This window comes from Moritella sp. 36, assembly GCF_018219415.1.
Lineage (GTDB): Bacteria > Pseudomonadota > Gammaproteobacteria > Enterobacterales > Moritellaceae > Moritella.
In genome coordinates this window covers 1,899,460-1,921,933 of record NZ_CP056120.1, presented here as the reverse complement: position 1 = coordinate 1,921,933, position 22,474 = coordinate 1,899,460, and the positions used below count along the sequence as shown (strand labels likewise).

The window sequence follows — 22,474 nt, the reverse complement described above, 5'->3', positions numbered from 1 at the left end:
AATGCGACAGTGTTAGCTGTCGGGCTTTAGGGTCTTGTTATATTTTGACCTTAATCTATCGGGTTCTTATTCAATCGAAAAGCAAACCTTAAAGTCAAATAAGCTGCCGGAACCTGAATGACTATAAAGGATAGTACAGCGCCTTTAATCGTGAATTCAGCGTCTCCAAGCCCTATTTTAATAATCAATAAAAATAGCCAAACACACGCAAAGAAGAAGCTAGTACCTAAAAAATGTTGAAGTAATACTCGATTCTTAGCGTTCATAAATACTCCTAGAAATATAACGCCCCGCTAATAAGTGAACCAAGTGCTGCAGGCGAATTGCGCAGCAATTGGCATGACAGCATTAGTGAATCTTAATTTAGCGGCTTGTTATATTGATGCTACAAACCTTGAGGAATTAAGCCCAACAAGTTCTGAAACGCTAGCACTAGCATTGCGTAAGTACTGCACTACTAAGTTATAGCCAACCCAATACCCAGCGTAACACGGATAGTTATTAAGATTTGCACCCAAAAACATCTGCTCAAATGGGAAACTATCACGTTCTAGATGAGGCTTCATTTTTTGATATATTGGAACCCAGTCATTATGTTGAATATCCACAAACATTGAGGAGATTTCACCACCATTTAGAACACTTTCAAAGTGACATGCTAGCCCTTCCATAACCAAGCTGTCTAAAAGGGTAATATGTTTGTGGCCATAGCTTTTTCTAAGTGCATGGTTAATTTCATGCCCAAGTACTGCAGTCAGCTCTTTTTTAACAACAGATTCAATGTCAGCTCGTTCACTGTCCAAAAACAATTCCACTCGATGAGCACTCAATGCAAATCCACCAATTCCAAAAGGAGATATTTTTTCCTTAGAAAAGGGGCTGACAGTAATATCCAAGTCATGTAGTTCAATGTGTGAACCTATTATCTCTAGAGCATCTTTTATTTGTAATTCTAGGAAGTTCTTGTACTGTCCAAGCTTCCCTGTAGCATTTAAAATACTTACGTTAACTTTCATTTGTTTCCTTACAATATAACGCCCTTGTTAACTTACAAAATACAGAGGGCTAAACTTGAGCGGAGCGAAAAGTCCGCTGTTTTTTGTCCTTGTTTAACAACTATGTTATAAGCCATTTAATCGCCCGTACCTGTAATGTTTGTATTTTTGTTTACACCACCACCGAACAATTTTGATGAACTGACAGGAACATCTTGCGAACGGTAAAATAGCCACAACCCGATTGCGGCAACAATTGGGATTAACCAAACAAGAATGATTTGAGCTACCTTTTGAAAAGTTTCTAGATCATCTCTTTTAGCTAAGTAAACCGAAGCAGCTAAATTTATTAAAGCTATAACTGCAAAAGAAATGTTCCAGTAATTAAATACCACTACAGCCCCCCGAGTCTTATAACATTTGTATAACAGGACTCTCGATTCCCAAAATTCATTCACCTCAATAAAAGTAGATTAATTAATTGAAAAGTAAGATTATACTTCAAATTTATTAATTACATGTTTATGGGAAAACGAGCCGTCCTGTAAATTATTTCTTTAGTCTTGTAAGTTATATACAAGACTAGCTATGCAGCTGATTGTATTGATATTAATTTTATACTACAAGATAAACCTGACTGCCTTTTGGCAAATCGAGACTGCGTTCACCAAAATACAAATAACACTGTATAAAATAACCCTGTTTAGCCATAAGATTTAATCTCACTCTCCCCCTGGAGGAGTTCAAATCAAATGGTGGAATAACCCCCACTTCTTGAGTTTTCCTTATAACTGGCCTAAAATGAATACTGTATATAACAACAGTGTTTATTTATGAATATAATTCCAATCTCTGCAAGTGCTGGTATCACTGGTTTTGAAAGTCCTGCAGCTGAATATAGCCAGCTTACATGTACCTTAGACGAAATTCTTATCGAGCACCCTAGCTCCACTTTCATTGGTAAAGCCTGTGGTGATTCAATGGAAGGTGTTGGTATTTTTGATGGTGATTTATTGATTGTTGATAGGCATGTTACGCCCAGGCAGCACGATATTATTGTTGCTAATTTAAATGGAGAGTTCGTTTGTAAGTTACTTGATGTTCGCCAACGTATGTTAGTGTCTGCAAATGATAAAGTTAAGCCTGTCTTCATTAACGATTTAGATTCATTTAGCATTGAAGGGGTTGTTATACGCTCTATTCGTTGCCATCACCCTAGCTACCTATTGGATGATAAGTAGTGTTTGCCCTCGTTGATGCCAATTCATTCTACTGCAGTGCAGAACAAGTGTTTCGCCCGGATTGGCGTAATAAACCCATTGTGGTTTTGTCTAATAATGACGGATGTATCGTTGCCGCAAACAGGCAAGCAAAAGAAGCCGGTGTTCCAAAGTTTAAGCCTTATTTCCAGTTCAAAAACTTATGTGAAAAAAAAGGCGTTATTACTCTCTCTTCTAACTACGAGCTTTATTCAGACCTCTCGGCAAAGATGATGCAAGTCATTGGTCGTTTTGCGCCTGAACAGCATATCTACAGTATCGATGAGTCTTTCTTGTCATTTAAACAAACTTATCCTGCAATACCTTGCCTTCGAACCCATGCCGCTAAGATTCGGCGTGCAGTATGGAAAGAATGCCGATTGCCTGTATGTGTGGGAATAGGCCCTACCCTGACTCTTGCTAAAATAGCTAATCAGGCAGCAAAGAAATTACATCACTATAATGGCGTTTGCGTACTCGACAATGACGCAGAACGATTAAAGGTACTTGCAGCGATGAGTATCAGTGATGTTTGGGGTATTGGTCGCAAGCTATCAAAAACAATGACAGTGATGGGACTCAATAGCGCATTAGACCTTGCTGAATACCCCGCGGGTTTAGCACGCAAAGAGTTCAATATTGAGGTTGAACGCACAATACGAGAACTCAATGGGCTGCCTTGTAAAAATTGGGATACAGCCAGGGCTGATAAAAAACAAATTTACTCTACACGCAGTGTCGGTGAACGCATTACAGAACTCAGCACACTACAACAAGCGCTAAGTCAGCATGCAGGCATTGCATCGCTAAAAGCACGTAAGCAACATTCATTGTGTAAAGTAATGCTGTGCTTTGCGGCAAGCTCACCGTTTGATGACAAACCCGCGAGTTACCGCGCTATTCATCACTTCCCATACCCGACTGCAGATGTGGATCAAATAACGAAAGCTGCAACCCGATTAGCAAAAGAGCTGTTTCATAAAGATGTAAGGTATTACAAGATAGGTATCGGCCTGATTGATTTAGTTGATGGTACCCATGAACAAAAAGATTTGTTCAATTCTGAGCAAAATAACGAAAACCTGATGCAAGTGTTCGATAAGCTCAATCAGAGATATGGCAATAATACCGTATTTTTAGGCGCCCAAGGCACAGAACAAAAATGGGCCATGCGACGTAAAATGCTTACACCACAATATACAACCAAATGGCAGGATATACCGAGAGTAAAGTGCTGAACGCTCTTCGTCATATCGGTAAGGAAATAATGATTGGATCTAGGCTATTTTGAATAGATAGAGTTGAAAGGAAGTAGACAAAGTCCCTTGGTGTTCACATGGCTTAGGGTTGTTGCCCTAAGCCATTACAGAGCACTAAATGAAAATTTCAAGATTAATTATGGCAGACGCACCCAAGCATCTTGCCATGACAAACCTAATCCGGGTTCATAGTACAACGCTGAATCAATGTTACACCAACCACCATTAGGGAATGGTTGACACTCATATCTGTAGCCATCACGTCCTAACACCACTGTTACACCAGATTCATATTCGCCTAAACCCTCAGGATACGAATAATCGTAGCCTCCATTACCAAGCGTTATGTCATCATTAGAATTGGGATCTACGTATCCTTTTAACCCAGCGTAATACATGACGGTATTACCATTCTCATCACCGTCATGTTTTCTGCCTACGATTATTTTTTTATCCCCTACAGAAGAAAAAGTGCTTGAACTTTCTTTTTTCGGACCCACCATCATTTGATCCGTAATTATCATTTCCATGCCGTTATAAAATGGATAAGTACATTTGTATCTGCTGTCTCCATTTTCGTCACCATTGTGCCATCGCGCTATCATTATTGAGTTAGATTGACAGCGGAAATTGGACCCAGACTCTCTCATTCTAGGACTTTCATGTGTGCCGTTAACCACGACCGGCTCCCCATTTGCCAGTAGTTTACCGCATTGATATTTCGTGTCTCCATTCTCGTCACCAGAGTGACTTCTTCCTGTCATGACCTGTCCGGATGGACAATAGAAGTAGACATTGGCACTTTCTTTAATCGATTTTGACCAGCTTAATTCTGAGAATGTTAAGTCCATAATTTCGTAACCAGCTCTATCAGTGGCCATTGCTGGAGATAGAGCACCTAAAGCGAGTATACTAACCATCATTGAGCACTTAAATAGCTTTCCCTTGTGTAACATTGATTTCATAACGTTCCTTATTGAGCATGTGTTAAAATAAGCATGATTAGAGTATAAGTAGGACTAAGATATTAAATATTTTATTTCCTTAAATAAAATACTTAACAGTTTCATACTGCTTCATTAGTTTTTCTTACACCTGAAATGTTCCAAAGATAATACTAAAGTATTTTTAGAATCAATTCATCAACTACCCGTTAATGGTTACTCATATTTAGCTAGATATTCAGCAGAGAACTCTGCAAAATTGCGACAATTAGCAATATCCAATTCTTAGTCAGAAGTAACTGAATCTCATTAGACCTGTATAAACGGCCTTTTGATGATGCCTTCATACATAATTAAATCTATGGCAAATTGATATGAGAGTATTGAAACCAATTATAGTTCTAAATTACTTTGGGGCAGAATGACTTAGCGCTATTGCTCTAAGCCACTACATTCCACTTCAATGGATGTTCGGAAACATATACAGATCACAATTAAAACAACAAACACATTAAAGTTAACATATTGATAACATTTACCTATATAGTTTAACATCTCTATTACTGGTGTTACAAAACTTATCATAGGAAAAAAAATGAATAGATTATTATGCTCTATAGCTCTCTGCTTGTCTGCGAATGTTCATGCTCATCATACTAATTCAGTTCAGCTCTCTGAACCTTCAACTGTATTTTCAGGACATAATATGAAGGACTACCAAATAATTGATCTAACCCGAGATGGTACTGACGAAATTGTTTTTACCAATGAATCTGGACAGTTAAGATACAAAACTTTCGGGTCAGAAATTCAGAGTAAAGTATTATTACCAAATGAAAGTGATAGTATTAAGCACTTCCAAGTAGTTGATATAAACGAAGATGGTATTAACGAAATTGTTTTTAGCAATGAAGGTGGACAGTTAAAATACGCCAGAGTGGGGCCAACCAGCAGTATCGTTTTATTACGGAACGATAGCATAGGCAAATTTAGTGTCGAAGATGAAGAGATACTATATTTAAATGCTAATGGTGATCTTAAAAAAGTGACTATCTCCACTTTGGAAGTAATTGAAAAGAAGAAGGACTTCATTATTGAGACGCTGCTTTCTAAAGTATGGACTGGAACAGCGAGGCAGGGGAATTATCAAGAGCAAGATATGAGGCTTCCATTTACTATCTCTGATAGCGGTGAGTTAGAGTATAAACTGAAAGTACGTAGTGATGCTGGTTGGACTGTGATTTCCACTGGCCAACTTGAATTTGACCTATATGATACAGGATACCAAGTTACTCGCAATGACAACTTTATAATTAGTTCTTTAGATGGTGGCCTGAAACTCACCATAATAGCTACTTTTTATTCTGGAGAGTATATTTTAAATTAAATTTTTCAAGGTTATCTCCCCCACTTCCTCCGTTATCTATGACGGAGGAAGAAACAGCAAAAATTTTGCTGTGATATTGCTATTCGTGTCATCGTCTTTCTGCTGAATACAGCTTTAACGTGAACGCTACAATCAATAATATGGGCTGCGGTTTTATAGGGCTGAATTACCATTTTCAAGTACGACAGCATTAATGCTAACGCGTTAACTCGGCGCTTCTTCGCCTTTGTCGATAATGAAACGTTATGAATTAACGCCTTCGATTACGCGCGTGATCGATCTTGATGGCTCTTTGTTAATACAGAAGAAACCAACCCTAGTTCAGGCCGTTATTTATTGGATATTGATGGCTCTATTTCCATTAATCATTTACAGCGTTTACCAGGTAAAAAACTAGCCATGAGTTATGGCAATACATCTGTTGAAGTACTTCTCTCGACACCGTATCGCCTAAACCCAGAATATAGGAACCTCACTTCCAAAAAAATGCACTATCAATTTGTAACTTTCAATCGTAGAACTTCTAATACCATTAGCCACCTTCACACCTAATTAAGATTCTTATCATGAACTTCTCCTTCCAAAATCAATAATAGATTGAAAAAACAAAATAAATAACTACAATTCAGTCACTTATTAATTTAATTAGTATCATACGAAGATACAGGGTCACTCTATACGGAGACTTATGAATAATTCTTGGCATAATACGTCTGACTATCTTGGAAAAGAAGAGTATTCAATGGATTTTTGGACTCTACATTCAGAAGAGCTGAAAAGTGGAGAGTTTTGGGAAAACCGGAGAAAGAACTATAAAGGTAAATCAGGTAAGAAGCTGACCTTAGCTTTAAAGAATATGCCGTTTCCAGCTTCATTCCATAAAGCAGCTGTTGCAACAAGGGGACTTATCCGAGAAAAAAGAAAAGTAAACGAACCATATGATGAGCAACTCTACTTACTTTATTGGTTAGCCGCTATAGAGTCATTCTCAATACCTTATTCCCAAAATCTCAAAGAGCCTGGACATAATGTTTTTTACTCTATACCTAGAAAGACATTACAACGTTTACAGTTTACTTATCAAACACTTGGATATAAAGATTTAAACTTACTAAATAAAACAGATATAAAGTGGCTTATTGATACTTGGGGTGAACCCACAGAACATAATACTCTACATAAAATGCACATTGACGTTTGGAAGGAATATGAAAATAAATTGAAAGCTAAGCGTAGTTCAAAACTACTAGATTTTTCTTTGAATGTACCTAAATCAACTATTAAAATTGAGAAAAAGAGTAAAATAGCAGCACTAACCGAGAAAAATAATAATTGTAAAATGTTGCTATTTCTTATTGGTGTCATTGTAATAGTAACTCTTACAATCATAGGAAAAAACTAAAATCCATTATAATTTTCTAAGAAAGCACTATGTATAATAATAGCTATAAATAAAAGATTATTTTGCACTCAATTGTGGGGGGAATGCTTCAGGGCATGTCCTAAAATCTGTGTAATTACCTACCATTAACTTAATCATATTAAGGGTAGGTAATTATGACAAGCAAGAAAGACATCTCAATAAATTACATGAATGGTCGTTCTTCCAAGACCCTGAAAACAGAAGATGGTCAATTCGAGCTTAATATCTCAAGAGAGCGCGATGGTAGCTTTAAGCCTCAACTGGTCAAGCAAAACCAAACTCACTTTATGTCCATGGATGATAAGATCCTGAATCTTTATGCCTGAGACATGAAAACCAGAGATATAGTTGATTATTTTAAAGAGCTGTACGACGCAGATATTTCTCCGTCCCTAATATCTAAAGTAACCAACACTGTAATTGATTAAGTTAACGAGTGGCAAAACAGGCCGCTAAATAGCATCTATCCTATCGTTTATTTAGATTGTAAGTCGTTAAAATACGCCAAGACAATCACGTAATTAATAAAGCCGTATTCCTCGCTTTCGCCACCAATCTTGACCGTGAAAAAAGTGGTCTGCAACAGAACGCGAATTCGCAAACGCTCAGCCATAACGAGAACTAAACCACAGTGATAAGTTCTGGCGTTTACTCTCACAAGTAATGGAGGTAAAAGCCAAGCTAAACGGCATGGCTGAATTGTATTTGAATGAGTAATCATTGCGCTTTAAGAGCCCTATTATAGTAAAAGTAAACCCGACTTCTCCAACGACTCTGTCAATTGCTGAGACTTATTACCATTAGCAAAATAAATGTGATGCGTAAAATCATCACCTTCATAGTAGATAGCATTCAACTCTGGGATAATTAGTTTAAACCTGTGCCTTTTAGTCTTGAGGCCAAAGGGTGTCTTCACGAGCTTTATCAGAGGTAAACTCACGATAGGTAACTTTGTTTGAATATCTACCTTTATACTTAACTAGGTAGCATTCAAATGAATCGCTTAATAGACATGCGAATTTGTGCAACTTTCTATTATATTCATACTGTGTTGAAGCATCTATACCAGACAATTGAGCCATGGCTTCATCGAAAGATAACCAGTGATCAAATACGGAGACCGAAACCTGTTCAATCCCCTTTAGGATACCCGTATCGTACATATGTTCTAAAGCTTCGTAAGCATCCTTATATTGAGCTTTAAGTGCTTTCTGAGTATTCAATGGCAAACTAATATAACGTCTTTGCTTCAAAATTTATCCTTTATCATAATTCCACATTAATCCTTTAAAGGCAGCACTTTATTATTTATTCGACACAATCAAAACAAACTATTTATCGTTCGTTTAAATGCCTTATTTGTTTTTCGGGCGATTGACACCTTCCCAAGTATCTTTGATCACCTGAAGTATTAGTTCATTACTAAGCGTTCTTCTATTCGGGTGCTCAACTCTAATTGCACAAATTGATGAGTAGCTTTTTGTAATATTGCCACTAAACATATGAATAATGGTGACACCGAGTGGGAATTAACACCTGAACTCACAGCATTATGTGACAAAACTTGGTCACATATTGAAGTTAGTAATAGTTAAAACACAAGGATTGTACAGGAATGAATACACAAGACTTAGCAAAGACACTTTCGGACGTTGATGCCCCTGAAACTTGGGGGCAGCACGCTAAAAATATTGACACTCAAATCAAAACAGAAGTTTTAAACCTTGCTGAAATGCTTTGGACAGAACGAATGGCCCGAACAGACAACCTCCTTCTTCACCCTGACGTTTTAGATCAATTAAAAAAACAGAACTGGAAACCAACTGATTTACAAAAACGTATGATTTGGGCAAGTGTACTTGCTTTGGCTAGTGGTCCAAATAGCAAGGAGCGCTTTAATATTATAAGAAGAGATTGCTTAAAAAGCATGGACGAGATTGGTGGGAAGATGTATACCAACGGAAAACAAATGCCTGAACAGCTAAAGAACGTATTAGAAAACAGCAATCTTCAAATGGTCCAGCTATAACTATGCTTGCAAATAACACCCACCTTTTTGCAGGTGCTGTAGCGGAAGAAAAGCTAGATGCATTACGTATGATTCCGAAAGTGTAATCTCAATAAAAGATATAATGCTTTGTCATCCGATAGCGTATCTGCAGGTTAATGGTCCCCCTCACATAGTTGGTGAAGGGGTTAACTTGTAAGATATTTAAACAGAATTAACGCCTTAATTATTGGCGATGCTTGACTTGTTATTATCTATAGTCTGAATTACTGACTCAGCCTGTATTTCTTTCACAATATCTTTTACTGATGGAGATGTAAGAGTGAAGTAAAAACTCATTGAACCAACTAAAAAGCTAATGATAGTAACAATATATGCTCGAGTATTTTGCTTTTTTAACTTTTCTTGTTCAGATTTTAGCTCAACGTATTTGCTCAAAGACCCAATAATAGGAGACAGTAAATGCTTGTCGCTTTCTTCTTTAGATTCATCTATTATTTTTGACATTCTTACTAATGAAGGTTTTACTTCATCTGGCATATCATCAAATGGTTCTTCATTTTCAATTTCTTGAACAATTTCGTTGAGACTTGCAAAGGACTCTTTTGTATCCGCTTCTCGAAATATTTTATAAACGACTTTTCTAGCCTGAAAAGCTGTTAGCTCAAACGACCTCCCAATGTTGACTACATCTTTTGATGACAACTTAATTCCAACAGATATCTTCGTATGTATGTTTTTACGCATAGCATCTGCATTTTTTCTTTTTTGGATTGCTATCCATGACATAAAAATCGCAAATACAATAATTATCAACACGTAACTTCCAGCTACAACTAACTCAAATATGCCTAATTTCATTCAAACTCCATTTTATTTTCGCGGACATAACTATTTGTATGATAGAACGGTTCAATTCCCCCAACTTATTCACCTTAGTCAAGAGTGACTAAGGTGAATAAAAAGTAAGATTAATCGCTAGTGTGACGTTGAAAAGTATCAATTCCTGTTACACGCTTGATCCTACTATATAAACTTTTACATTAATTGAACCATCAGGTGTCGATCTATTTCCTTCGAGGTCATTTTTTAGCCCTGCTGGATTGGAAATATTTAGATCAGGATCATATATAACACACCAAAGGTGATCTGCATTTTGATGCCTACGATAGTGCTCTATATCAATAATTAGTTCATCACCAACTTTACGAGCATGACTTTTGTCCCGAACCCGTTTAGTCTCAATAACCATATTATGCGCGGGAAGAAGAAAATCCATTCTTGTATTAGTGCCTGCATAGCTGGGGGTAAACTCTTCCGGTCTAACATCAGCCACCCAAGGCCTTAACATTGAATGAAGGAGATCCTGTATATCGTATTCAGAAGAAATTGATAGTGCTCTTGCATCTTTTCTTCGATGAATAAGTGGCTGCATTGCACGAGGCAATCCCTTAACTAAGACGTTAAGTAAACCTTCAATTGAAGATGGCATTACGCCTTCAGTCATATCTGATTTTATAACGCCTACTTCCTGAGGTTCAGGCTGCCCAATTGGAATGACTCGGCCACCGCGATAATACCTAAACCCATGCTCTTCTAGTACTTTAATCAAGCGATCTTTTTTTATTTTATATGCTTTAGATGGGTCAGGGGCTAGAATTCCTAAAAAGTTGGTTTCAGGTATATTTACAGAAGGTGGTGGTAAATCCATGAATTCTTCAATAAGATTTCCCAGTACTACTAGACTATCGACATTTTGATCATTTCCAGCACGTTGCAACCAAATTTTCCATTTTGTTGCATGAGCAACTTCAGGTGGCTCACCAGGAGCACCAGCCGCTTCAAATATAGCGTTCAAAGTGTCATGAGAACCCTCGAGCACTTCTGCTACCATTGCACATACTGCTAAAGGTAATCGAATATTAGACATTTAGTGGGTTATCTCCTCATATAATACAGAATAAAACAGCGCATAAGTTACGCATTACTTTACTGGTTATTTATTTTAAAATACTATCAATTATTAATATACACCTGATTTTATTAGTATTTATATTTAACACAAGAAAACAACTACTCTTTAACGGTAAAATTTGATGTATTTTAGGAATCGGCAAATAACACAGTATAAAATCATATTTTTTGATTAAAAAAACAGCGAAATAATAAAAGTAGTGTCGAAATATTAGAGGGTTAATATCGCCTGATTAAATAGGCTAATGTCACGGCTTAAAACTTATAACGGTAAGTTAACTCACAAATTAACAACCAAAGTCCCTAACCTTCATGTATAAATGTACTTTGTTACTAGCTTTACTATATGTCCCGTAACCTAGACCTAGGAAATATCCGCATTGCTAGACTTCATCATTCCCCATTTCATTTTAATAACACTCTACGTTATAGCTGTTTTTTATCCCGTACATTTGAGGTCCCCCTTTAAAAAAGGAGCCAACTCACCACCGACCAGCTCTTTGCTATCCGCGGTCGTAGTATTCTTTATTTTGTATTGATGTCTGGGATATCGATATTGATTTGTTATCCGATAGCGTATCGTCAGGTTAATTTGGGGGGTTAAGTCCCCTTTCACCAGTTAGGTCAAAGGGGACGGTTTAGCTTTAAGAGATAAAAATGGTATTAACATCTGTAATAAAATATCCAAAGTTAAACGAATCAAACAACCATATCTAAAACATCACTTTAATTATTTTGTTAACTGTAGTTACCTATGAGCCTTAGGTGTTTTCTGGCATGGGGATTAAGTTTGAGTTTTCAGAATTCATAAAAAATGTATTTCCTGATGGTGCTAGATCAGTAAAATACGCTTTTATTACTTCTACACCATAACTACATAGTTCCATTTTTAACTCAACAGTTAAGTCATCATCTATCTGAGCCTGATTTTTAATTATGTCGTCATATAACATTGATGTAAGTAGCTGGCGTACTTTAGCTAGGGATATATCTTTTATTAGATCTTCCATATCCCAAGTCTCACCATAAGCTTTCACGATATCAGTAACCTCGAAAGCAATAATAGTACTCACAGCTATAGACCTATTATCTTTAGTTACTAACGCTTGGTATTGTAGGTTGCTGGTTTGCCGAGCAGTTGGATATAACTCTATGTCTGTTAGTAATTTGTTGTAAATACAGACACCAGGCTTAATCTCAAGAACACTAGCATCTTCATGCGGTACAAATGGGGGCAACAATGACCACTCAGAACGTTTCAAAAAATATCGCCAGCAAATAACATTTGTAAACTTTACGCCACCATGAGTTCTTCTCACAACACGTAATCCAAAAATCTTAGGGATGAGCCATACGATTGGTATGAACCAGATAAGCCAGCTAGGTATCTTATCCAAAATTAGTACTAACGCAGATTCCACTGAACCTCCAAATAATTACAGTTAACGCCTTTCTAATGGGCGTAAAATACTAGGCTGAAATTAACGACGAAGGAGCGCAAGCCAAGCGTTTTACGTCCTTTTAGCAACTTGCTATATGAATTTAATTCGTCGTAAAATCAGGATGTAGTTGAACAACACTGTCAAAATGCAGCTCGAGTTTATCGAAAAGTACATCCCTTAATTTTTTAGACAAATCGTTAAGTACTGAGGTATTAATATTCGATACATTTCCAGTAAGCACACCATGTCCAAATACATGACGAATTCCTGATAATAAGTATGTCGGTGATAATGAAGTTCCATTTAAAAAAGCATGCAACTGTTGTTTATGTGTCTGATCTGTATGTTTGTTTGTGATAATAAAATCATATAAGCGACTAACATCGCTTCCAAGTAGCACCAGTTCATTGCACAGGGCGTTGCACTCACTGGAGGAGAATGTAAAAAAAGCATGATTACCACCCCGAACATTTGGATAGAGATTAATGTAAGACTCCACAACTCCCCATGCAAGTAGACAGCGCATTAGAGCTTCATACCCGCGTTCTGTTTCAGCTGTAGAACCGTTTACATTGATTCCATTGAAGTCCATCGCCAATGCATATCTTGCGGAAAAACGATTTATGTCTCCAATTATCACACCGGAATGAAATGCATACTCAGAAAAATCTCCGTTATTTCTTTCAATATCACAGAATGCTTTAAACGCACGAGGGTAAGTTCTAGCCATCAAAATTCCTTATTTTTTGTAGTTTCCCGTCAAATTCACACAAGATTTATATAGACATAATGACTCCCACAAGGTGCTAGCCTCCAACTTCGTGGGTTAGTTTTAAAAACCAGAGCCATAATATATTTGTCAAAAATATAAAACTGGAGACTAGCATGAGTAAACATAACATAGTTTTTATTGGCATGGACACACACAAATCATTTATTGAGGTCGCTTATATTGAAGATGTGCGGGGCGTCAAACCTATTCACCTAGGTAAGAATCCATCAACTAAACAATCAGTTACAAAATTGGTGCGTCGGTTCGAATCAAAATACCCACATGCAACCCTACACTTCGTTTATGAAGCCGGTCCTTGTGGTTATTGGATCTACCGTTTGATCACATCACTCGGCCATTGTTGTTATGTCATCGCGCCTTCGCTTATCCCCAAGAAACCAGGCGATAAAATAAAAACCGACAAGCGTGATGCAATGAACCTCGCTAAATTGCTTAAATCAGAAGACTTAACCGCTATTTACGTACCCGAGCCTGAAGATGAAGCGGTACGAGATTTATCTCGTGCCAGAGAAACTGCAATGAAAGATCTTAAAGATGGTAAATATCAACTTAAAGCCTTGCTGCTGCGAAATAATGTTACAGCAAAAGTGAAAGACAATTGGTCAAAACAACATTTACGCTGGTTAACCGAATTGATCTTGCCGCACCCTGCTCAACAGATTGTTTTGCAGGAATACATACAAACAATAACTGAGCGTATGAATCGATTAAAACGGCTCGATAATGAACTTGAGCATCATGTGAAAAACTGGCGCTATTACCCCGTGGTAAAAGCGATCCAAGCGATGCGAGGTGTACGCTTACTTGTAGCAACTGGTGTTGTAGCAGAGCTCGGAGATCTAACCCGTTTCGACCATCCAAGAAAGCTCATGAGTTATCTTGGACTTGTCCCCAGTGAGCACAGCAGCGGTGGCAGCCGTAAGATTGGTTCTATTACCAAATGTGGTAATAGTCGAGCAAGACGCTTACTTGTTGAAGGAGCACACACCTATCGTTTTGCCGCAAACATCTCCACAGAACTGCAACTTCGACAGGAAGACCTAGGTAAAACCATTGTAGATATCGCATGGAAAGCACAGCTTAGGCTGTGCCGCAGATATCAAACCATGTTACGTCGAGGCAAACACTATAACGTGATTGTCACGGCAATAGCGCGAGAAATGATTGCCTATATCTGGGCGATATCGCGTGAAATAGTGCTGACACCCGTAGAGCCAAAATTACGGCTATCGAGAGTGCCTGCATGATAAAAGTTGTTGAGTTAGCGTATAGAATCAAGCATCGGGTGTGGCACAATCACCGACGGCGTTAGGATGGTAGCTAATGAAAGTTAGCTGATCCACGAACATAGACTGAAGACAGGTGTCACGACGAAATAAGTAAGGTAGGCGCTGCTTGCGAAAGCAAGTAATCCACGAATATCAGCATGATAACCGACGAATATACTTGCTTCATTCTTACGTTAACTCACTTTATTTAATGAAAGTGAATTTATGGCTATATTTTTTAGCAAGGATCTCTGCGTTTTACTTGACGTGGGGAGTCATACCAACGTCTATATAACAGGGCGTCTCAGTTCCCCAAATATTTTCCCCGTAGCTAATAGCAACTAATTAAATGAAAAATAAGATAAAATACCAAGCTGACATTTAAATCTATTTTGAGAGAGAGTGTTTTCCTATTATTATTTTTAAGTTCTGTTAATTCTCAACAAAGCTAAATATACAGCTGATTCTATTATCATTTTTACTTAATGCAAAGATATTCACTACTCTTTAGTGGTAAACCGTGATTCAACTAGGGAATCTCTGAATAATGCAGCAGCAGAAAGCTTATTAGCAAACCGTCAGCCACAACGAAGAACTAAGCCTCAGTGATAAGTTCAGGCGTTTACTTAACTAAGAATCCCAAACTGGAAAGACGTAAAGCCAAGCTAGACAGCATGGCTGAATTGTATTTTAAATGTACACCCGACTTTTCCAGCGACGCTGTAAGTCGCTGAGACTTATTACCGTTAACAAAATAAATCTGATGCGTAAAGTCATCCCCTTCGTAGTAGATAGCATCTAACTCTGGGATAATTAGCTTAATCTATGCCTTTGTTTTGCGGCCAAAGGGGGTCTTCACGAGCTTTATCAGAGGTAAACTTCGATAGGTAGCGTGATTTGAATATCTACCTTTATACTTAACTAAGTAGCATTCAAATGAATCGCTTAATAGACATGCGAATTTGTGCAACTTCCTATTATATTCACACTGTGTTGAATCATCTATACCAGACAGTTGAGCCATGGCTTCATCGAAGATAACCAGTGATCAAATACGGAGACTGAAACCTGTTCAATCCCCTTTTAGTATGCCCGTATCGTACATATGATCTAAAGCTTCGTAAGTATCTTTATATTGAGCTTCAAGTGCTTTCTGAGTATTCAGTGGCAAACTGATAACACGTCTTTGCTTCAAAACCTATCCTTTATCATCATGCCGCGATAACACTTGCCAAACCTTTGGTTACAAAATCAATCATACTCTAGACCACAAATACTGAGTGTAATAAGCATCTTGTTGATTGCTTTGTTATGCGACTATTTACGTTAGATCACTAAATTCAATCATATGAATAAACTGCTTTGATACTCCAATGTCACTTACAATTTCTCGTTTTTCTAAATACTCATCCTTACCGCGATAAGATATATGCCATTGACAATGGAACTGTAAACTCTCGTGAATTTTTTTAAAATAAGGAATATCGACCTCAGACAAAGAGTGACCAAGGATGTACACATTTTTGATATGTATTAAAGAAGAGAAAAACTCACTATGACTCTCAATGACCTGCTCTGTGTTTTTAAACGAATTGATGAAATAACCATACACCTCCTCAGTACCTTGTTCGTAAGCATAGTCGTAGTTATCAGACATATATTCATGCCATCGTTCAAGGTCTTCTTCAGATAAACCCTCTGGTTGTTCCTCAGGTTTAACTTTGAACTCTTCTGGGTCAATCCCATGCCCTAATACTATTGATGCTGACAAATCATTAGCTTTTCCATGAATGTATGCAATATTTGATTGTGGAATTAAATAATGCTTCTCCAGCGTATTGCTGTAATTGAAACTCAAAAACTTTGAGTTACGTTGTAACCTTAAATGTCTGTCGATTCCATTTAATGATGTTGCTGATAAAATAAACTGTCTAAACGCTTCACATAATTCATGTGTCAAAGCTCCAACTTTACTACTAATTTCTATAGAAAAAGCATGCCAATCTCTATCACAAAAATCGTCACTCGATGTGTCAGGAAGAAAGTTATTCAAATCTTCCAATAGTCCATTTTGGTCTAAATTAGCCAAGCTTTCTTCAAAATCAGCCCACAAATCTACTTCATTCTCTAGAAAATAATATCGATTAATAAGTTCTAGAAGCTCAGAACAATGCTCTTGCAAATATGTGTGAAAATCTGAATATCTGGTTGAAAATCCATGGTAAAGATCGAAACCGTTACCAATGATGTAAAGTCTGTCCAATTCACTAACCCTTACCTAAATCGCATAACACCGCGTTAAACGGACTAAAATTGTTAGTTGCAACATGTAGAAATTTGAAAGTAACCAACCGTTTTAGTTACGTTTAAACGCCTTCCTATATGAAATCATAGCCCGACTGACAAGTTTGATTTGATTGTAATATCATAGTTTATTAGACATTCTTTGTTAATTTTAGCTTCATCCACTTTATAAACCGCAATTAGAGGATGATTCACAAGTTTATCTTGCGTAACAAGAAGAATTAAATCTTCAACTAAATGCAACATGTTAGAACATAAAACATCTAAGTCATTTAAAAGATCATGGGGACCTTTCTTAAAGCCTAATTTTTTAGTTAAATCATAAGTCCAATTAGGGGGTGAAAATTTATTTCCTGGCTTTAAAGTAAAGTTAACAACATCAATTTTTTGGCCTTTCCCAGAATGCTCGATTGCATTTCGGCATTCAGATAAAAGACGGATCCACTCTAAATCTGCTTTTAACAGTTTTGATATATTGTGTTCAGAACCGATATTAGTTTCAAACCATTTAACATGCTTATTAAAATGAGACTCACCTCTATCGCCTATTGGTAGCGGATAAAACTTTGCCAGAAACTTAAACAAAGCTATTAGAACTAATTTAGAGTTTGTGAGAAAAACTCTAACTTTTTCTTCAAGCTCAGGTATTTTAGGTAGCGGAGGAAGAACATTAGATGATTCGTTATCAAGAATGATTTGATTGCATTTGGGTATTAAGGTTGAGTAATGTGAATCTAGATCACAGACTACATTTCTGCAATTTAATAATTTAAGATTCAATTCCCATAAATCTTCTAACACGTTACTCTTAAATTTTTCAGTTTTTGTAATTACGGGTAACAGTTTTTCGGCTTGTAATATACATCTAGATATATACTCAGACTCGGTTCCAAAATCAGATATTTTTTCATATGAGTGTTTAGTATCAAGAGCACTCCAATCAGGGTCTATTGACTCAGCAGTCAGCATTCGAAATACACTCTTAGTTTTAAAAATGTAAAGTTCATCACCAATAACTATCGAATCAATAATTTTAGAGAACTCATCAATATTCTCAGGATCATTTATCGACATAGAGAATGCATCATCTCTATTAAAGTTTTTCATTATTACTCCGAGCAGAAAAAGGGGTCATATAACGCCCCGAATCAGAGGCTATAGAATAGTTGATTAAAATGGCGGCGCAGGAGCAAATCCTGCTTTTTTTTGTGAACTGGCTTGTTATGTACAGCTACCTAATTGCACCGTTCTCAATCAACTTTTCTAGTTTTACCGTTTGAAAACCATGAAAATCAAGAAAGTACATGGTATCTCTAAAGTTAAAATCTATATTACACTCAAGCCTATGTGTATTTATTATGGCACTCTTCAATGTCTCCGAAAATTCAACTTCCTTTACGCACTCAAACAAAATAATTATTGAGCGAATATTTGAATGTAAGAAATCCTGATTTTCGATTTCGTTTTTTAAATAGAACTTATAAAAATTTGCACACTTTTCTGGCGATATTTTTTTACTGAGCACAAAATTATCGATTCCACCATTTACAATATTCGCCTCTGAACCATAGATTTCATCTAGTTTTTTAAACTCACCAGAAGCCAAATACTCATTTGTTACTTGAACATCACTTATTAAACATTTCTCGATAATATTCCATTCATTTTTATATAAATCTATCCCTAGATGCTTAGAAATCACATTCGCAGACAGTACCCTAACAAACTCGAGAGGATACATAGTATTGGCCACTAAAGGAAAAAATGGCTGAACTGGAAATATCGATTTATCGTAAAATACCCTTCGACCATGAGCAACGCTATTTCTAGCATCAACTAAGTTTTTAATCCAAAAGGCTGTTTGATTACTGTAGAGGTCATATTTCTTAAGAAAGTATAATATTTTACCTGTTACCGATAAATCTTTGGACAGTAATCCAGATAATAACTTTAACTTTGACTTATTTTCATTTTCTAAAGATTGACCAGTTAACGATAAGATATCTTCATTATATTGCTTTACAAAAGCGTCAACCGAATCATTAGATTTCGCTATTAGCTCCTTTGAATGAAGATCACCCAATAACTCAAGAACGTGAAAATAGGCCAAAGTTGCCTCATCTGAAAACATAAGGCTAGATTCAGAATTTTTTTCCATATACCTAGCTTTTCTCCACCTATCAAGCAATGAAAAAACCAGGTGCCTTTCATGAGTCTCGAGTCCTGAAATTTTATCAATAATTTCATTAAGGTAATACGTGTTATTTACGCTATCTATAATAAACTTGTTTTCTAAGGTGCTGCTTTCACCTTCAAAAACAAAACTGCTTGAAGATGTATCATACACGTCTAGAGGATCATCAATAACGAACGACACGATTCCTAAAGCAATAAGGTATTTCGAACGTGTCAATATTGCGGAATCAGATAACGATTCATATTTTTTTAAATTAGCTTCAATAGATATCTTTAAATAGCCAAACTCTGAAGAACTTTGCTTACCATCTAATTCAGAGATATATTGAACATTGATACCATCGAACTGAAACTGAACCTCTACCGCTTTATCTAACTCACAGTAATATTCATTGATACATCGCTTCATAATTTAATTGAAAAGCCCTAGGTTAAAATTTGAATGGCACATTACGCCCAAATAACAGGCGAAAATAAGCAACGAAGGAGCCAAAGCCAGCTGATTTTAGTCCTTGTTAATTTATTTGTTAACTTCTGATTACTTAGAAATCAATTTCATCCTCAACTTCGTCGTTTTGTTGTACATTATTTTGTGGTGATAGGTTATTTAAATAAGTAATGAAATCTCTATTATCAATAATTCCAGAATAAAGAGCTGTTTTCCAGTCTTTATATCTATCCTCTACTGCGCGCTCATTAATTCTCTGTGTAAGTGCATCTTCGATATTAAAACGGCGTGAAATAAGCATGCTTTTCCATTTTTTTATTTCTCTGTAAGAATATATTTGAATACGCTCATTTAGTTTCAATGATCGAAAATGTAGTATGACTTTTTGAACCTCAGCAACACTAAGCGCCTTGGGTTTTGTTAACCTTAAATTGAAAATTACGCTTTCTGTAGCTGGAGTAAAATTAACAATAATCTTAAACCTAAACTTAGAAAGTAGATTTGAATACATGGGATGTAAAAATAAAGTACTTTCATTTTCATCACAATAGTAGCTTGAACCTTTAGTTGGAGCACACCCTCTGCATTGAGGAACTAAATTGTTTGGATTAATAGAAAACTCAGGCCAATCATCTTTTGGTATAAAATGGTCCAGAGTATCTGGTTCTTTTGGATGACCACAAAAAGGGCAATCTAATAATCCATGATCATTCCGTCTTGATAAAAGAAGCCTGTTAAGACGAGTAGGTGCCGATTCATAGTAGCTAACCAGTAAGTCTTTATGTTCATCAAACTCACTAATACTGGGTTCATCATCATAGTTAGAAATTATTTCATCATAATTTTCAAGTTCACTTTTAAGAGGATTTTCTATAGCTATTAAATCTTTAACATTAAGCTTTCTGCAACCTAATGCCAAATCAAGCCAACTTTCAGCATCACCAACTTTAAATGATTCTAAATACTTCATTTATTCATTCTCTAATATATATTCAGAATCGCCTGAAGTTTTTGATATTATATAGGCAAGAGCTTCATCTCCTACTGTACTTCCAATATTGTCAAGAATACCTTCGACGCTACTACTATCTTCTATGAATTTGTCAAGGCTAGACTGAAAAGGTTTTTCAGTCACGTAATCATCAAAAACTTCCCCTATAATAGTATCGAGTGCTTCTCCATAAGTTTCAAAATTAGGCGCATCGACTATAGTCTTAGCCCCATATTTTCTAAGAATTTTAACTCCACGTTTTTCAACTTCTCTTGTTAAAATAGCAGAATGTGTAGCTATAATAGAATACGATGATGTTTCTTCAAGAAGATATTTCAGCATATTAATTAATCCTACTTCCAAATGAGGATGCAAATATAATTCGGGTTCATCAAGTATGATTAAGCTTTCATTTTCAATCTCCGCAACAATAGCCGGAATCATATAAGAGTATATTTTTTGGCCCGAACTAAGGCTTAAAGCCTCTTGATTTTTGATGAAGTAAAGCCCATCTTCTTTAGAAGCTTCTTTTAATAAAATGTTGATATTTTTAGTCGATGCCGAGTCTATGGCTATTAATTCTCCGCTATCTTTAGATTTTATAGCAATACTTTCAAAATCCACACATAGGCTTAAAGTCTCTTTAAGTACATCAAACCGCCCACGATCTTCCCACCATTGATTTTCTTTATCGAATTCCAAAATTTTTATTAGTGATTCTACACTATGAAACTTAGGCCAATCTATATTGAACTTCCCACTTTCATTTCTAAATCCAACATAAGCATATTCATTCACGTTTAAGCGTCTTCTTAATGGTGTCTTAGATTTTCTTACCTTTTTTTTCTTAGAATATTTGCTGTCTAACTTATCAAGTAATTCATCTTTAGTAAAAAAGTCTTCAAAAGGTGAATATGCAACCATGATTAGTTTGTGGAAATATGGCCATTTATCATCTATTTCTTGGAGTCCGGTTACAATTTCACTAATTTCATTTAAAAGAAATGATTTTCCTACTCCATTTTTACCGGTTAATAAATTTATATTGGTTTTTCCAACCCCCCTATTGTTGTCGAAATAAAACTGAATAGGATCAATTGATTTTGACGATACATTAATATCAATTGTGAATGATTCTTTGGGTGTATAACGACCAATTGCAATTTGATGTCCCTTCCTCAGGATAGCTTCAGAGCTACTTCCCTCTCTCATTAAACTGCCGCTAAATCCATCCCATTCTTTATATGCTTCAATTTCATCATAAAAATAGCTAGCATCACATAGTAAAGACAATATTCTCTCAATCTTGGTTTTGGTCGTTAGCAATTTATGAAGTTTATGGTAATAGTCCATTTCTAACGGTAATGAAACCGCCAGTGTGTAATCAAATGTATTATTTATTCTATATATGTTTTTTTCTATTTCCTCACCAGTACTAATAAAATACTTAGAAGTGTCTTTATTACCATCAACTAATAGTCTAAGAAAACCTAAATTTTGCTTTTTACCATCCATAACATGATATAGCTTAAACTTAATTGTAAAATCCCAATCATCCCACGGAACAGTATGATTTGTTCCCATATGATCTTGGAGTAAATGAAAGCCATCGTAAGAATTTATCTTGAGAGTTTTTGAAAAATATAAATCCATGTGAGCCTCTTTAATAAATGGTAGATATGAGTAAGAAGCTCACATTTGTATAATAGGACATCTCAATTCTCCAAATCTGTTCATCCTAGTTAATAGCAACTAATCAAATGGAAAATAAGATAAAATGCCA

21 protein-coding genes and 1 pseudogene are annotated in these 22,474 nt (G+C 36.2%); 7 read left to right on the top strand and 15 right to left on the bottom strand.

Annotated features, from left to right (window positions below):
- Positions 1–50: 50 nt before the first annotated feature.
- The 3 genes from HWV03_RS08660 to HWV03_RS08650 all read right to left on the bottom strand — a co-directional run bounded on the left by HWV03_RS08660 (position 51) and on the right by HWV03_RS08650 (position 1,390).
- On the bottom strand, positions 51–266 hold the full coding sequence (locus HWV03_RS08660; RefSeq protein WP_211679337.1) for a hypothetical protein: 216 nt from the start codon (positions 264–266) through the stop codon (positions 51–53).
- Between the two features lie 108 nt (positions 267–374).
- Positions 375–1,016 (bottom strand): DUF2268 domain-containing putative Zn-dependent protease, encoded by a 642-nt coding sequence (locus HWV03_RS08655; RefSeq protein ID WP_211679336.1) that lies wholly within the window; start codon positions 1,014–1,016, stop codon positions 375–377.
- A 116-nt stretch (positions 1,017–1,132) separates the two neighbouring features.
- On the bottom strand, positions 1,133–1,390 hold the full coding sequence (locus tag HWV03_RS08650; RefSeq protein ID WP_211679335.1) for a hypothetical protein: 258 nt from the start codon (positions 1,388–1,390) through the stop codon (positions 1,133–1,135).
- Between the two features lie 438 nt (positions 1,391–1,828).
- On the opposite strand from HWV03_RS08650, the gene HWV03_RS08645 reads away from it, so the two are divergent.
- Both HWV03_RS08645 and HWV03_RS08640 read left to right on the top strand, forming a co-directional pair.
- On the top strand, positions 1,829–2,236 hold the full coding sequence (locus HWV03_RS08645) for a LexA family protein (protein ID WP_211679334.1): 408 nt from the start codon (positions 1,829–1,831) through the stop codon (positions 2,234–2,236).
- Positions 2,236–3,492, top strand: a complete 1,257-nt coding sequence (locus tag HWV03_RS08640) for a Y-family DNA polymerase (RefSeq protein WP_211679333.1) — start codon at positions 2,236–2,238, stop codon at positions 3,490–3,492. Before HWV03_RS08645 ends, HWV03_RS08640 begins: the two co-directional genes overlap by 1 nt.
- A 158-nt stretch (positions 3,493–3,650) precedes the next feature.
- Here HWV03_RS08640 and HWV03_RS08635 read toward each other — a convergent pair whose 3' ends face one another.
- The gene (locus HWV03_RS08635; protein ID WP_211679332.1) at positions 3,651–4,478 is read right to left on the bottom strand and encodes a hypothetical protein; all 828 of its coding nucleotides are present in this window, start codon (positions 4,476–4,478) and stop codon (positions 3,651–3,653) included.
- Between the two features lie 574 nt (positions 4,479–5,052).
- Between HWV03_RS08635 and HWV03_RS08630 the strand changes: the two genes are divergently transcribed.
- The 3 genes and pseudogenes from HWV03_RS08630 to HWV03_RS22555 all read left to right on the top strand — a co-directional run.
- On the top strand, positions 5,053–5,844 hold the full coding sequence (locus HWV03_RS08630; RefSeq protein ID WP_211679331.1) for a hypothetical protein: 792 nt from the start codon (positions 5,053–5,055) through the stop codon (positions 5,842–5,844).
- A gap of 688 nt (positions 5,845–6,532) precedes the next feature.
- Positions 6,533–7,246, top strand: coding sequence for a hypothetical protein (locus tag HWV03_RS08620; protein ID WP_211679329.1), 714 nt, complete (start codon positions 6,533–6,535; stop codon positions 7,244–7,246).
- Positions 7,247–7,428: 182 nt separating this feature from the next.
- Positions 7,429–7,838 (top strand): annotated as a pseudogene (locus tag HWV03_RS22555) (transposase); the annotation flags it as partial.
- A 316-nt stretch (positions 7,839–8,154) separates the two neighbouring features.
- Here HWV03_RS22555 and HWV03_RS08610 read toward each other — a convergent pair.
- Positions 8,155–8,520, bottom strand: a complete 366-nt coding sequence (locus HWV03_RS08610) for a hypothetical protein (RefSeq protein WP_211679327.1) — start codon at positions 8,518–8,520, stop codon at positions 8,155–8,157.
- Between the two features lie 362 nt (positions 8,521–8,882).
- On the opposite strand from HWV03_RS08610, the gene HWV03_RS08605 reads away from it, so the two are divergent.
- Positions 8,883–9,296 (top strand): hypothetical protein, encoded by a 414-nt coding sequence (locus HWV03_RS08605; protein ID WP_255547130.1) that lies wholly within the window; start codon positions 8,883–8,885, stop codon positions 9,294–9,296.
- A 201-nt stretch (positions 9,297–9,497) separates the two neighbouring features.
- Here the strand turns inward: HWV03_RS08605 and HWV03_RS08600 are convergent, their stop codons facing one another.
- The 4 genes from HWV03_RS08600 to HWV03_RS08585 form a co-directional block, all read right to left on the bottom strand.
- Positions 9,498–10,136: a hypothetical protein gene (locus HWV03_RS08600; RefSeq protein WP_211679326.1), complete on the bottom strand. Its 639-nt coding sequence runs from the start codon at positions 10,134–10,136 to the stop codon at positions 9,498–9,500.
- A gap of 148 nt (positions 10,137–10,284) precedes the next feature.
- A complete protein-coding gene (locus HWV03_RS08595; RefSeq protein ID WP_211679325.1) occupies positions 10,285–11,205 on the bottom strand; it encodes a PD-(D/E)XK nuclease domain-containing protein in 921 nt (306 codons plus the stop codon).
- Positions 11,206–12,010: 805 nt separating this feature from the next.
- A complete protein-coding gene (locus tag HWV03_RS08590) occupies positions 12,011–12,670 on the bottom strand; it encodes an SPFH domain-containing protein (protein WP_211679324.1) in 660 nt (219 codons plus the stop codon).
- 121 nt (positions 12,671–12,791) lie between these two features.
- On the bottom strand, positions 12,792–13,421 hold the full coding sequence (locus HWV03_RS08585; protein WP_211679323.1) for a hypothetical protein: 630 nt from the start codon (positions 13,419–13,421) through the stop codon (positions 12,792–12,794).
- A 155-nt stretch (positions 13,422–13,576) separates the two neighbouring features.
- On the opposite strand from HWV03_RS08585, the gene HWV03_RS08580 reads away from it, so the two are divergent.
- Positions 13,577–14,731 carry an IS110 family transposase gene (locus HWV03_RS08580; RefSeq protein WP_211675068.1) on the top strand — a complete coding sequence of 385 codons (1,155 nt, stop codon included), beginning with the start codon at positions 13,577–13,579 and terminating at the stop codon, positions 14,729–14,731.
- 1,093 nt (positions 14,732–15,824) lie between these two features.
- Here the strand turns inward: HWV03_RS08580 and HWV03_RS22550 are convergent.
- From HWV03_RS22550 to HWV03_RS08555, 6 genes are all read right to left on the bottom strand, one after another.
- On the bottom strand, positions 15,825–15,947 hold the full coding sequence (locus tag HWV03_RS22550; RefSeq protein ID WP_255547129.1) for a hypothetical protein: 123 nt from the start codon (positions 15,945–15,947) through the stop codon (positions 15,825–15,827).
- 126 nt (positions 15,948–16,073) lie between these two features.
- Positions 16,074–17,015, bottom strand: coding sequence for a bacteriophage abortive infection AbiH family protein (locus HWV03_RS08575; RefSeq protein WP_211679322.1), 942 nt, complete (start codon positions 17,013–17,015; stop codon positions 16,074–16,076).
- Between the two features lie 125 nt (positions 17,016–17,140).
- On the bottom strand, positions 17,141–18,163 hold the full coding sequence (locus HWV03_RS08570; RefSeq protein ID WP_211679321.1) for a hypothetical protein: 1,023 nt from the start codon (positions 18,161–18,163) through the stop codon (positions 17,141–17,143).
- A gap of 124 nt (positions 18,164–18,287) precedes the next feature.
- Positions 18,288–19,661: a hypothetical protein gene (locus tag HWV03_RS08565; protein ID WP_211679320.1), complete on the bottom strand. Its 1,374-nt coding sequence runs from the start codon at positions 19,659–19,661 to the stop codon at positions 18,288–18,290.
- A 133-nt stretch (positions 19,662–19,794) separates the two neighbouring features.
- Positions 19,795–20,670, bottom strand: a complete 876-nt coding sequence (locus HWV03_RS08560) for an HNH endonuclease (protein WP_211679319.1) — start codon at positions 20,668–20,670, stop codon at positions 19,795–19,797.
- Entirely contained in the window at positions 20,671–22,344 is a 1,674-nt protein-coding gene (locus HWV03_RS08555; protein WP_211679318.1) for an AAA family ATPase, read from the bottom strand. It lies immediately after the preceding gene.
- Between the last annotated feature and the right edge of the window lie 130 nt (positions 22,345–22,474).